Origin of the sequence: Paraburkholderia aromaticivorans (genome assembly GCF_002278075.1) — a bacterium.
In the GTDB taxonomy this organism is placed as follows: domain Bacteria; phylum Pseudomonadota; class Gammaproteobacteria; order Burkholderiales; family Burkholderiaceae; genus Paraburkholderia; species Paraburkholderia aromaticivorans.
On sequence record NZ_CP022989.1, the window covers coordinates 315,336 to 328,362 of the forward strand.

Here is a 13,027-nt window from a genome sequence, read left to right on the forward strand (position 1 = left end):
GGCCGAATGGGGCCTAGCTGCCTTGCTTGTAGTTGTTCAAAGCATAGCCGCGATCGCGATAGAAGCGATAGCGTTCGCGGCCCGCAGCGAGTTCCTCGTGTGCGTTACCGACCACTTCCAGCAATCTTTCGAAGCGTGCGAATTGCGCCGGCACCGTGGCGCCGAGATTGAGCAGCACCTGATGATGCGGCACGTCCTCGAGGGTGGAAGCCAGCACGATCGGCGTTTGCGCGGCGAGCGGCGTGCCCGCCATGCAGTGCGGCACGAAGTCGAGCGGCGAGAAGGTCCACAACTGTTCGTCGAAGGCCTTCAGCCGCGCGGGCTCGGCCAGCACGATGGTCGGCTGGCCCGCCTGATACGCCTTGCGGATCAGGCGGCACGCATACAGCAGCGAATCGCCGACGTTCGAGTGGAAGTCGATTCTCGTCATCGGCGGCTCCGCCTCGCGTCTGCTGGCGCAGCCGGGCTTGCAACTTTACTGCATTGCGTCATTGCGCGGCGCGATCGATCAGGAACTGCGCCAGCAACGGCACCGGACGGCCCGTTGCGCCCTTCGCCGCACCGCTCTTCCATGCCGTACCCGCGATGTCCAGGTGCGCCCACGGATAGGCTTCGGTGAAGCGCGACAGGAAGCACGCCGCCGTCACGCTGCCCGCCGGACGGCCGCCGATATTGGCCAGATCCGCGAAGTTCGACTTGAGCTGGTCCTGGTACTCGTCGTCGAGCGGCATGCGCCAGGCCGGGTCCGACGCTTCACGCGATGCGTCGAGCAACTCGCCCGCCAGCGCGTCGTCTTTCGAGAAGAGGCCGCTGTTATGGTGGCCCAACGCGATGATGCAGGCGCCCGTGAGCGTGGCGATATCGATCACCGCAGCCGGCTTGAAGCGCTCGGCATAAGTGAGCGCGTCGCACAGGATCAGCCGGCCTTCGGCGTCCGTGTTCAGCACTTCGATCGTCAGGCCCTTCATGCTGGTGACGATGTCGCCCGGCTTGGTGGCCGTAGCGGACGGCATGTTCTCCACCGCCGGAATGATGCCCACCACGTTGATTTTCAAGCCCATTTCCGCGACGGCGCGCAACGTGCCCAGCACCGAACCGGCGCCGCACATGTCGTACTTCATCTCGTCCATGCCTTCGCCCGGCTTGAGCGAAATGCCGCCCGTGTCGAACGTCACGCCCTTGCCCACCAGCACCACCGGCGCGGCTTTCGCGGCGCCGCCCTGGTACTGCAGCACGATGAACTGCGCCGGTTCCACCGAGCCGGCCGTAACCGACAGGAACGAGCCCATCTTGAGCGCTTCACACTGCTTTTCGCCCAGCACTTCGACCTTCAGCTTCCAGTCTTTGGCGAGCTTCTTCGCGGTGTTGGCGAGGTAGGTCGGCGTGCAGACGTTGCTCGGCAGGTTGCCGAGGTCGCGCGTGAGGTCCATGCCGTTGGCGAGCGCCGCGCCCTGCTTCGCGGCCAGCTTGGCGGCCTTCTCGTCGCCGGTGTTGACGCTGAAGACGATGCGCTTCAACGCACGCGCCGACGTGTCCGGCTTGCTCTTCATCTGCGTGAACTTGTAGGTCAACTCGCGCAGCGCGAGGATCGCGGCGCGCACCGCCCAGTCCGCCGAACGCTCGAGGATCGGCAATTGCGCCAGCGTGAAGGTGACCTGGACGATCTTGGTGGGCAGCAGTGCGCGCCAGGCGGCCCGTGCGGCGTCACCGTAAGCTTTCTGGTTGAAAGCGTCCTGCTTGCCGAGGCCGACCAGCAGCACGCGGGAAGCGCCGATGCCCGAGACTTCGTGCAGGAACAGCGTGGTGCCGGCCTTGCCGTCCATGTCGCCGGCCTTGATGATGCGGGTCAACAGGCCCTTGGTGGCCGCGTCGATCTCGAGAGCCGCGCCCGAGAGGGTTTGCGACTCGAACACACCGATTACGATGCAATCGGATTTTCCAGTCAGGAAACCGTTTGACGAGCCTTTGGTCCAATCACAGGCTTTTATGCTAAAGTCCATCGCGCTTGTCCTCGGATAAAATCTGGGCTTAGGATGAAAGCCGCAATTATCCGCTATTTTTCCCGCGGCGGCTGCACCGGAGGTGTGACGGGAAGCAACCCGTGCGCCACTGAGAGCGCCCCCTCTCATCATCAATAATGATCTTCGAACGCTCCCTCCAGCGCGAACTCGCGTATACGGCTGGTGCCGTGTTCATGGTTCTCCTCACGCTCGTGCTGACGACGATGATGATCCGCATCGTCGGCTTCGCGGCCTCAGGCGAGATCGACCCGCGCGACGTGCTGGTCCTGATCGGTCTGACCGTGATCGGCTACCTGGCGATCATGCTCGTCGCGACCCTGTTCGTGTCGATCCTGTTCGTCCTGACCCGTTGGTACAAAGACTCCGAGATGGTCGTGTGGCTCTCGTCGGGTGTCAGTCTGACGCAATTCATCAAGCCGATCGGTATTTTTGCCACGCCGATCATCATCCTCATCATGTTCTTCGTGTTCGTCGGCTGGCCGTGGTCGAACCAGCAGAGCAAGCTGATCCGCGCGCGCTTCCAGCAACGCGACGAAGTCTCACTGCTCGCGCCGGGTCAGTTCCGCGAATCGGCCACGAGCCACCGCGTGTTCTTCATCGAGAAGATGTCGCCCGACCAGGCGCGCGTCGAGAACGTTTTCGTGACCAGCACGGAGAACGGCAAGGTCAACGTGGTCGTGTCGAAGACCGGCCATACGGAAACGCGTAAGAACGGCGATCGCTTCGTCGTGCTGGAAAACGGCCGCCGCTATGACGGACAACCGGGGCAGCCCGATTTCCGCATCATGGAATTCGAGCGCTATGGCGTGAAAATCCAAAGCCAGCCGGTCGTCAATACGCCGAGCACCACCGGTACGCCCACCCTGACGCTGCTGCGCAATCCCACCAACGACAATCTCGCCGAATTCGCGTGGCGCGCGGGGCTGCCGCTGATCGCGATCAACCTGATGCTGCTCGCCATTCCGCTCGCGCACCAGAACCCGCGGCGCAGCCGCACCATCAATCTGGTGATGGCAGTGCTCATCTATCTGACGTATTCGAATCTGTTGAACGTGGTGCAGTCGTGGATCGAGCAGGGCAAGATGTCGTTCCCGGTCGGGCTGGTGGGCCTGCATGTGATCGTCGCGGCGATCGTCGCGTTCATTTTCTGGCTGCGCGTGCGCAACCGGCCGCTATTCACGCGGGCAATATTCAGCCGTTCGCAGGGAGCCTGACCGATGCGCATCTATGAAAGGTACTTCGCGCGTCAGATCTATCTCACGTTCATCTTCATTCTGTTTGCGTTTTCGGGTCTGTTCTTTTTCTTCGACCTGATCAACGAATTGAATTCGGTCGGGCACGGTAATTACAAGTTTCAGTACGCGGTGTTGCGGGTTGCGTTGCAGACGCCGTCGCGTTTCTACGAAATCATTCCGGTCGCCGCGCTGATCAGTGCGATTTATGTGTTTGCGCAGATGGCGGCGAATTCGGAGTACACCATTTTTCGTGTGTCCGGGCTTGCGACGAATCAGGCGTTGCGCTCGCTGTTGAAGATCGGCATTCCGCTGGTTTTGCTGACCTATCTGATCGGCGAAGTGGTTGGTCCGTACACGGATCAGTTGTCGGAGCGTGTGCGGCTCGAAGCGCTGGGGTCTTCGGTGTCGAGTAATTTCGAGTCGGGTGTGTGGGTGAAAGACACGCTGACGGCGCGCGCGGACGGCGAGCAGGTCACGCGGTTCGTCAACGTCGGCGAATTGAAGCCGGATGCGACGATCAGCAATGTGCGCATCTACGAATTCGATTCGAAGTTCCGGCTCTCCAATGTGCGGACCGCGAAAAGTGGCAAGTATCAGCCGCCGGGGCATTGGCAGTTGACTGGCGTGACCGATACGCAATTGATCGATGTGCCCCCTCCTCCGGGCACGCCCGCTGACGCGTTGAATCCGGTTTATCGTGCGAAGGAAGTTGCGGTGCCGGAGTATTCGCTGCGTTCGGAATTGACGCCGCAGATTCTCTCGGTGCTGCTGGTGTCGCCGGATCGGATGTCGATGTTCAATCTGTTCCGGTATATCCAGCATTTGACCGAGAATCATCAGGATACGCAGCGGTATGAAATTGCGCTGTGGCGCAAGCTGTTGTATCCGTTTGCTGTGTTCGTGATGCTGGTTTTGTCGCTGCCGTTTGCGTATTTGCATACGCGCGCTGGGGTTGTTGGGATGAAGGTTTTTGGCGGGATCATGTTGGGGATGAGTTTTCAGTTGTTCAATACTCTGTTCTCGCATATCGGCACGCTGAATACGTGGCCTGCTCCGTTGACTGCGGCTACGCCTGGGTTGGTTTATCTCGTGCTTGGGTTGGTTGGGTTGAAGTGGGTTGATCGGCATTAGGAGCGGTTGCTATGGCTATGCACGGTATCGTTCTGTTTGGGCATGGCGCGAGGGATGTGCGGTGGCGGGAGCCGTTTGAGCGGTTGGCTGTCAAGTTGCGGGAGGCTTCTGCTGGCGCACGGCCTGTGGCGTTGGCGTTTCTCGAGTTGATGGAGCCGGATTTGCCTACGGCTTTGGGTGAGCTTGTCGCTCAGGGCTGTGATGTGGTTACCGTTGTGCCGGTGTTTTTTGGGCAAGGGGGGCATGTTAGGAAAGATCTGCCTCTTGTCATTGAGCAATGCCAGGCGTTGCATCCTTCTGTTCGCATTAAGTGCGCTGTTGCTGTGGGGGAGGATGAGGCGGTTTTGGATGCTGTGGCTCAGTATTGTCTGCGGCAGGTTTGATTGGGTTTGGGCTGTTTGTGCCTCTCGGGGCGTTGGCCTTTCCTTGCTTTGTTAGTGGTCTATTAGTGTTGCCCCTGTGCGGGGCGGCACCTACTTTTCTTTGCCTGCCGCAAAGAAAAGTAGGCAAAAGAAAGCGGCTCACACCGCTAATTCTTAAGTGGGTCTCTCGCGCAGCCACGGGAGTGGCGCATCTGGAATCCGCGCCCTCGCACACTCCACTTTCGTGACAAGGCGCTCATTCTTCCCGCCTCGCGCTCCGCGCTCGTCGGAAGGGTTTGCTCAAACCCGCTGGATTTTCTTGGCGTGGTGGGGGCCGTCGGCTTCGCCTCGGCGAGTTGCCGTTGAAAACCTCCGATCGCCAAGATTTGTCCCCGGTACTAAGCGTGGTCGCGTTGAAAAGCGTTGACGCAGAATCAGCTAACGTTCGCTTGCCAGCGCTGACGCCGTTGAGCAGGTATCTCGAACACTTCAGGCGCATACGCTGCGCGTTACCTCACATTTGGGACCCGCGCTTCGATCAGAGTTCAGAGTTCAGAGCCGTCAGCCGTCAGCCGTCAGCCTTGAGCCTTGAGCCTTGAGCCTTGAGCCTTGAGCCTTGAGCCTTGAGCCGCTGTCAGTGTGCTGTCGCGGTACGACGCGTGACCGTTTTGAATCGCCCCTGCCCATTCGCCATCACTCTCTTCGCGCCCGTACGTTCACGGCTATCTGTTGCTGTCCGCGTCGCCTTATCCAGAAGGTCTGCTGCGTGGCGCGCAGTAATGCGGTTTTGAGGAATGCCCTTCGAATCGAGCGCGATCACCTGGTATAACTCACGGTCATTCTCGACTTCGCGTTGGTAGTCCTCGACTGTGTCCACCAGCACTTCCAGCAATCTCCGCTGTCGGTGTCTTTCTTCCCGCGTTATAGCCGGATTCCTAACTATCGAAGCCGCAAGCGTGACCAGTTTGTCCAGCTGGCTTAGCTGCCGTTCAACCAGTCCGAATGCGGATAAGGCCAGTTTTTCGTATTGAAGTGCGTCAACGGGTGGGCGCGACGTGATGCGTGAATGCTTGGCGGATTTACTCATGGCGCGATCTCCCTGAAACTTAACTGGATCGCCCGGCTCGCGTTTGTAAAGTGGTGAGCGGGCACAGTGACAAGGTTGGCGGCCGTTACCAAACCGGCAGGCCCGAAGGCCTCCCCATCACGGCCCGCCCATAAGACGTGCTGAGATAGACACACGCCCCGCCAAAGCAGGCGCGTGTTTGGTAGCAGGCCGCCAAGCCTGGCCGTCGCTGTGTTGACGGCGAATTGAGTTTAAACGTCTCTCGTCGCGAGTGATCGCCCGCACGAGCTAAAAGGCGCGCGCGGCCAACATTTCCGAAGTTTCCGAATCGTCCAGGCGAATACAAGACTACAGCGCCGAAGAAACGTCAGAGAAAAACGAGGGGATTATTTGCTAAACGACCGCGTTGGGCACGCGCAATGCCACGAGAAGAATGAAGGCTTTGTCACCAAGGCGGAATGTGCGACCAGACGTCCCAGGGCACCGAGAAGGCTTGGCGAAAAAACCCAGAGTGATTGTTTGGAAAACGACCGCGACGGCGCGCGCAGCGCCGCCGGAAGAATGACTGCTGTGTCACGAGCGCGTAATGTGCGAGAACCCAGATTCCAGATGCGCCACTACCGCGACTGCGCGGGGGACCCGCTTATGAGCTAGCGGTGTGAGCCGCTTTCTTTTGCCTACTTTTCTTTGCGGCCGGCAAAGAAAAGTAGGTGCCGCCCCGCACAGGGGCAACGCTAATCAACCATTAAGAAATCAAGGAAAGGCCAAAGCCGCAAAAGCACCCAACAAGCGAAGCGCACAGCAGCAAGGAGAAACCTCAAGCCGCGACCAACAACCCACCCGCGGAGCGAACCACCCCACCTTGCCGCGCAGCAAAAGCCTCGCCAATCATCAGCAGACTAGGCTGAGAAGCATCAACCCACTTCTGCGCATCGCCAGCGGCCAGTTCTTCAAGAGTAAGCGAAAGCATCCGCTCACGAGCAGTAGAACAAGCCTCAACAATAGCCACAGGCGTGGCAACAGACCGCCCAGCCTCAATCAACTGCTGCGCAATCTCAACCCCACTATCCCGGCCCATATAAAACACCAGAGAATCCGCATTAACCTGCTCGCGAATCTCCTCAGACCCAGGCGCCCGACTAAAAGTAGCCAACGCAACGCTGCGCGACACCCCCCGCAACGTCAGCGACCGTTTCAAAGAGGCAGCGCTCGCGAGAGCCGCCGTAATCCCAGGCACAACCTCATACTCGATGCCCGCAGCCTCGAGCGCCCGCATTTCCTCATCAGCGCGCCCGAACAACATCGGATCGCCGCCTTTAAGGCGCACGACCACGTCATGCTCCAAAGCAGCATCCACAATCTGCTTGTTGATGAACTGCTGCGCGGTCGACAACTGCCCACAACGCTTCCCAACAGCAATCCGCCGCGCATGCGAAGGCGCATAGTCCAACATAGCCGGCTCAACGAGCGCATCATGCAGCACGACATCGGCCAAACCGAGCAGCCGCGCGCCACGCACCGTAATCAGGTCCGCAGCACCCGGCCCTGCGCCGATCAGATAAACCTTACCCATTTGCCTAAACCTGCCTGTTAGGTCGCCAGCACGACGCAGTGACGTGCCAAGCGCTTAAGCCGAAAACGCCCGAATCATCCCCGCCGCAACGGTGTGATGCGTCGCCTCATCGATCAGCACGAACGCACCCGTGCCCTGATGCGAGTCGTACACATCGCACACCAGCGGCTTCTGCAACGTCAGCGCCACACGGCCAATATCGTTCATCGTCAGTTCCTTGCGATCGGTCGCCTGCGACAGCGTATGCACGTCGAGCACTTCCTTGATCGCACCGATCCGCGCGAACACCGTGTTGGTGGTCTGCTTCAACAGATACTTGCGTTGTGTCGACAGCGGCGTGTCGTCGAACCAGCAGAGGTCGGCTTCGAGCTTCTTCGCCGGTTCCGGCGCCGCTTCGCGCAGCACGAAGGTGTCGCCGCGCGACACGTCGACGTCTTCCGCCAGACGGATCGTCACCGTTTGACCGGCGAACGCGCGGTCTACCGCTGCCGTGCCGCCCGGCACCGGCGCGATGATTTCAGCAACCGTCGCTTCACGATTGGCCGGCAACACGACGATCGTGTCGCCGAGCTTCACCTCGCCGGCTTCCACACGGCCCATGTAGCCGCGGAAATCGTCGGCCTGGCTGCCATCCTGACGCGCCACCCATTGCACCGGGAAACGCAGCGCCTGACCCGTCGGCACTTCGACCGGCAATGCTTCGAGCAGGTCCAGCAGCGGCTCGCCCGCGTACCACGGCATGCTTTCGCTCGCCGTCACGATGTTGTCGCCCTTGAGCGCCGACACCGGCACGAAGCGCACATCGTTCAAGCCGAGTTGACGCGCGAGTTCGACATACGCGTCGCGAATCTCGTTGAAGCGCTGCTCGCTGTAATCGACCAGGTCCATCTTGTTGATCGCGACAATCGCGTGCTGCAAACCCAGCAGCTTGACGATCGCGCTATGACGCTTGGTTTGCGGCAGCAGTTGCGCGACGCCGTCCACAAACGTCACGCGCGTCGCGTCGACGAGAATGATCGCCGCGTGCGCGGTCGATGCGCCCGTCACCATATTGCGCGTGTACTGCTCGTGGCCCGGCGTATCCGCAATGATGAACTTGCGCTTCGCCGTCGCGAAGTAACGGTACGCGACATCGATCGTGATGCCCTGCTCGCGTTCGGCTTCGAGGCCGTCCGTCAGCAGCGACAGGTCGATTTCGTCGCCAACGGTGCGCTTATTCTTTGCGCGCGACAGTGCCGAGAGTTGATCGCTTAATACGGCCTTGCTGTCGTACAGCAGGCGGCCGATCAACGTGCTCTTGCCGTCGTCGACGCTGCCCGCAGTGATGAAACGCAGCACGCCGAGGTCTTCTGGTTGGTGAATACCGCTCATGATTACTTTACCCTCGTCGTGTGCTTAGAAATAACCTTGCTTCTTACGCTGTTCCATCGCGGCTTCGGAGACCTGATCGTCCATCCGCGTCGCGCCGCGTTCCGTGATTTCGGTCACGGCCGTTTCAGCGATGATCTTCTCGAGATCATCCGCATCGCTTTCCACCGGGCACGTGCAGCTGATATCGCCGACGGTACGGAAACGCACCAGCGCCGATTCGCTGACTTCACCTTCACGCATCGGTGTAAGCGGGGTGACGGGCACGAGCAGACCATTGCGGCGCACGATCTCGCGCTGATGCGCATAGTAGATCGACGGCAGTTCGAGCTTTTCACGGGCGATGTACTGCCACACGTCGAGTTCGGTCCAGTTCGAAATCGGGAACACGCGCAGGTGTTCGCCGTTATGCAGGCGTGCGTTGTACAGGCTCCACAGTTCCGGGCGCTGCGCCTTCGGATCCCACTGGCCGAATTCGTCGCGGAACGAGAAGATCCGTTCTTTCGCACGGGCCTTTTCTTCGTCGCGGCGCGCGCCGCCGATCAGCGCGGTGTAGCCATATTGTTCGATGGTTTCGAGCAGCGTCACGGCTTGCGCGGCGTTGCGCGAATCCGTTTCACGACGCAGACGCACCGTGCCGCGCTTGATCGACTCTTCGACGTGACCCACCACGAGTTCGGCGCCGATCTCTTTCGCGCGACGATCGCGGAAGTCGATCACTTCCTCGTAGTTGTGGCCGGTGTCGATATGCACGAGCGGAAACGGCAGCACGGTCTTGCGATTCGCGCCGATACCGAAGGCCTTCAGCGCGAGGTGCAGCACCACGACCGAATCCTTGCCGCCCGAAAACAGCAGCGCGGGCTTGCTGCACTCGGCAACCAGTTCGCGCAGGATGTGAATCGACTCGGCTTCGAGCCAATCGAGGTGATCCATACGGTTTGCCGTGTTGGCGAGCGGTGCGTTCACAGTGGAATCGAGCGTGGTGCTCATATCTGGGTCCTTCGTTGGTTCGCGTCGCAAGCGGTTGCTCGCGTCGCGGAGGTATTCATCGGTATGTGCGGTGTTCGGGCCGAAAACCAAGGCCCCTTCGCTCAAACTTCAGGCCGAGGCGTTTGCGATCGGCGTAATCGTCGTGATGTGCAGTCCGCATTCCTTCGTATCGCGCGACTCCCACCACCAGCGCCCTGCCCGGCTATCTTCGCCGGGACGCACGGCGCGCGTACACGGCTCGCAGCCGATGCTCGGGTAGCCGCGCGCATGCAGCGGATTGACCGGCACATCGAACGCTTTCAGGTAGGCCCACACTTCGGCCTCGGTCCAGTCGGTCAGCGGATTGAACTTGGCGATATTGCGCGCGGCGTCGTGCTCTTCCTCATGCAGCTCGGCACGCGTGACCGACTGTTCGCGGCGCTGGCCCGTGACCCATGCGCTGACATCCGACAGCGCGCGGTTCAACGGCTCGACCTTGCGGATTTCGCAGCAGCGCTTGCGCAGATCGACGCTTTCATAAAACGCGTTCAGACCGTGCGAGCCGATGTATTCCTCGACCGCGGCGGCTTGCGGATGAAACTGTTCGATGTCGTAACCGTAGCGCTCTTTCACACGATCGAGCATGCCCAGCGTTTCCGCATGCAAGCGGCCCGTGTTCAGCGAGAAGATGCCGATCTTCACGCCACGCGACAGGATCGCGTGCGTGAGCAGCATGTCTTCCGCTGCGAGGCTGCTGGCGAGCTTGACGTTCGCGTGACGCGCGGCGATCGAATCGAGCAGCGCATCGAGGCGCTCGACCTTCGCGGCGAGTTCCGGCGTGAGGGCTTGGACTTCGCTCATGCCGACGCCTTCGCCAATTCGCCCGCTTCGCGGCGGCGGAACAGCGGCGACGAATTCACCGCGCCCTGGTAGTTGAAGCTGAATTCGTCGAACGCCTTGAGCGCGTCGTCGAAGTCTTTATCGGCGCGCAGCGCGTAAGCGTCGAAGCCGCAACGGAACATGAACGCGAGCTGATCGCGCAGCACGTCGCCGATCGCGCGCAGTTCGCCCTTGTAGCCGTAACGCTCGCGCAGCAGGCGGCCAATGCTATAGCCGCGGCCGTCGCGAAACACCGGGAAGTCGACGCCGATCAGCGCGAGCTTGTCGAAGTCGGCGACGATATCCGCCGGCTCGCTGTCCGGCGCGAGCCACACGCCGATTTCAGCGGCACTGCGCGAAGCGCTCAGCGCATCGCGCTCAGCCTGCCACAACGCGAGCGGCACCAGCACCTTGCCTGCGGGCAATTCGTTCACCGCGGGCAGCGTGCCGTCTTCCGCCGGGCGCACGACCGTCCAGTCATCGTTGACGATCGCGCGATTCTTGATGATAGAAGCCATCTGTTCAGTATCCTTTTCGCGGTTACGCGTGAGCCGGTTGACGCGAGGCGTACACACGTTCCTTGAACGGGGTGATGCCGATGCGGTTATACGTTTCGATGAAGCGCTCGCCTTCGTGACGGTTTTCCACGAACGTATCGATCACCTTGCTCATCACGTCCGGCATTTCTTCCGCCGAGAACGACGGGCCGATCACGCGGCCGAGGTGCGCACCAGTGGCGCCCGTACCCTGCTCGCCGCCGAGCGTCACCTGATACCACTCCGAGCCGTCCTTATCGACGCCCAGAATGCCGATGTTGCCGATGTGGTGGTGACCGCACGCATTGATACAGCCCGAAATGTTCAGCGACACATCGCCCAGGTCGTACACGTAGTCCAGATCGTTGAAACGCTCCTGAATGGCGAGCGCAATCGGAATCGACTTCGCATTCGCGAGCGAGCAGAAGTCGCCGCCCGGGCACGCGATGATGTCGGTCAGCAAACCGATGTTCGGCGTCGCGAAACCTTGCGCCTTGGCCTTTTCCCACAGCGCGAACAGGTCGCGCTTCTTGACGTTGGCCAGAATCAGATTCTGTTCGTGCGACACGCGGATTTCGCCGAGCGAGTACTCGTCGGCCCAATCGGCGACCGCTTCCATCTGCGCGTCCGTTGCATCGCCGGGGGCGATCGTGGTCGGCTTCAGAGACAGGGTGACGGACGAATAGCCCGCCACCTTGTGCGGACGCACGTTACGCTCGACCCAACGGGCGAACGCGCGGTTTTCCAGCAGATGCTTTTCGTACGAAGCGTCCGTATCCGCGAGCTTTTCGTAGACCGGCGGCTGGAAGTATTGCGACACGCGATCCACTTCGGCTTGCGTGAGCGTCGAAGGGCCGTCCTTCAGGTGCTGCCATTCTTCTTCGACTTGCGCCGAGAACTTCTCCGGGCTCAACGCCTTCACGAGAATCTTGATGCGCGCCTTGTACATATTGTCGCGACGGCCGTAGCGGTTATACACGCGCAGCACGGCTTCGCAGTACGTCAGCAGATGTTGCCACGGCAAATCTTTACGGATGATCGCGCCGATAATTGGCGTGCGGCCCATGCCGCCGCCGGCCAGAATGTCGGCCACCAGCTCGCCCTGCTCGTTCTTCCGCAGATACACGCCCATGTCGTGAATCTGCACGGCAGCGCGGTCTTCCTTCGAACCCGACACGGCGATCTTGAACTTGCGCGGCAGCCACGCGAATTCCGGGTGGAACGTCGACCACTGACGCAGAATTTCAGCCCACGGACGCGGATCGACCACTTCATCCGGCGCGACGCCGGCGAACTGGTCGGCGGTGATGTTGCGGATACAGTTGCCCGAGGTCTGGATGCCGTGCATCTGCACCGCGGCGAGCTTGCGCAGGATTTCCGGCGTTTCTTCGAGCTTGATCCAGTTGTACTGGATGTTCGAGCGCGTCGAGAAGTGGCCGTAACCGCGGTCGTGCTCACGGGCGATCTGCGCGAGCACGCGCATCTGGTCGCTGCGCAGGTTGCCGTAAGGAATCGCGATGCGGTGCATGTACGCGTGACGCTGCATATACAGGCCGTTCTGCAGGCGCAGCGGACGAAACTCCTCTTCGCTCAATTCGCCCGACAAGCGGCGGCGAACCTGATCGGCGTACTGCGCGACCCGTTCATCGACGATGGTCTGGTCGTACTGATCGTATTGGTACATTCGGGGACCCCAATTTTTGCAGTGATACGCAGCGGTCCGGTTCCGCCACGCCTTGAATACCTCTCTTTGTCAGCAGCCGCAGATGAACGTTTAGACCCATCGCTCATTTGCTTATGACAAATACAGATATCCATATTGAAAAAGATGGACAGATCGTAATAAACTCGCCTTATATTTCAAACGACTAAAAAATTCTTTTGATA

At 60.5% G+C, this 13,027-nt stretch carries 12 protein-coding genes; 3 read left to right on the plus strand and 9 right to left on the minus strand.

All coding sequences use genetic code 11. The features are described from left to right. Positions 1 to 13: 13 nt before the first annotated feature. Positions 14 to 430 (minus strand): DNA polymerase III subunit chi, encoded by a 417-nt coding sequence (locus tag CJU94_RS01360; protein WP_007175949.1) that lies wholly within the window; start codon positions 428 to 430, stop codon positions 14 to 16. A 58-nt stretch (positions 431 to 488) separates the two neighbouring features. Beyond that, on the minus strand, positions 489 to 2,000 hold the full coding sequence (locus tag CJU94_RS01365; RefSeq protein WP_095417238.1) for a leucyl aminopeptidase: 1,512 nt from the start codon (positions 1,998 to 2,000) through the stop codon (positions 489 to 491). Positions 2,001 to 2,137: 137 nt separating this feature from the next. Between CJU94_RS01365 and lptF the strand changes: the two genes are divergently transcribed. From lptF to CJU94_RS01380, 3 genes are read left to right on the plus strand one after another with little or no spacing between them, the layout of a single operon-like run. After that, positions 2,138 to 3,235 carry an LPS export ABC transporter permease LptF gene (gene lptF, locus CJU94_RS01370; protein ID WP_095417239.1) on the plus strand — a complete coding sequence of 366 codons (1,098 nt, stop codon included), beginning with the start codon at positions 2,138 to 2,140 and terminating at the stop codon, positions 3,233 to 3,235. Positions 3,236 to 3,238: 3 nt separating this feature from the next. Next, positions 3,239 to 4,387, plus strand: a complete 1,149-nt coding sequence (gene lptG, locus CJU94_RS01375; protein ID WP_007175952.1) for an LPS export ABC transporter permease LptG — start codon at positions 3,239 to 3,241, stop codon at positions 4,385 to 4,387. A gap of 11 nt (positions 4,388 to 4,398) precedes the next feature. Continuing rightward, a complete protein-coding gene (locus CJU94_RS01380; RefSeq protein ID WP_095417240.1) occupies positions 4,399 to 4,770 on the plus strand; it encodes a sirohydrochlorin chelatase in 372 nt (123 codons plus the stop codon). Between the two features lie 613 nt (positions 4,771 to 5,383). Here the strand turns inward: CJU94_RS01380 and CJU94_RS01385 are convergent. The 7 genes from CJU94_RS01385 to CJU94_RS01415 all read right to left on the minus strand — a co-directional run bounded on the left by CJU94_RS01385 (position 5,384) and on the right by CJU94_RS01415 (position 12,824). Further along, positions 5,384 to 5,836 (minus strand): hypothetical protein, encoded by a 453-nt coding sequence (locus CJU94_RS01385; protein ID WP_095417241.1) that lies wholly within the window; start codon positions 5,834 to 5,836, stop codon positions 5,384 to 5,386. A gap of 796 nt (positions 5,837 to 6,632) precedes the next feature. Beyond that, positions 6,633 to 7,388 carry a uroporphyrinogen-III C-methyltransferase gene (cobA, locus tag CJU94_RS01390; protein ID WP_095417242.1) on the minus strand — a complete coding sequence of 252 codons (756 nt, stop codon included), beginning with the start codon at positions 7,386 to 7,388 and terminating at the stop codon, positions 6,633 to 6,635. 54 nt (positions 7,389 to 7,442) lie between these two features. Then, positions 7,443 to 8,759 carry a sulfate adenylyltransferase subunit 1 gene (locus CJU94_RS01395; protein WP_011487103.1) on the minus strand — a complete coding sequence of 439 codons (1,317 nt, stop codon included), beginning with the start codon at positions 8,757 to 8,759 and terminating at the stop codon, positions 7,443 to 7,445. Positions 8,760 to 8,783: 24 nt separating this feature from the next. Further along, a complete protein-coding gene (cysD, locus tag CJU94_RS01400; protein WP_095417243.1) occupies positions 8,784 to 9,746 on the minus strand; it encodes a sulfate adenylyltransferase subunit CysD in 963 nt (320 codons plus the stop codon). Between the two features lie 108 nt (positions 9,747 to 9,854). Next, positions 9,855 to 10,586 carry a phosphoadenylyl-sulfate reductase gene (locus CJU94_RS01405; protein ID WP_095417244.1) on the minus strand — a complete coding sequence of 244 codons (732 nt, stop codon included), beginning with the start codon at positions 10,584 to 10,586 and terminating at the stop codon, positions 9,855 to 9,857. Beyond that, on the minus strand, positions 10,583 to 11,122 hold the full coding sequence (locus CJU94_RS01410) for a DUF934 domain-containing protein (RefSeq protein ID WP_095417245.1): 540 nt from the start codon (positions 11,120 to 11,122) through the stop codon (positions 10,583 to 10,585). Before CJU94_RS01410 ends, CJU94_RS01405 begins: the two co-directional genes overlap by 4 nt. 22 nt (positions 11,123 to 11,144) lie before the next feature. Then, a complete protein-coding gene (locus CJU94_RS01415) occupies positions 11,145 to 12,824 on the minus strand; it encodes a nitrite/sulfite reductase (RefSeq protein ID WP_095417246.1) in 1,680 nt (559 codons plus the stop codon). Between the last annotated feature and the right edge of the window lie 203 nt (positions 12,825 to 13,027).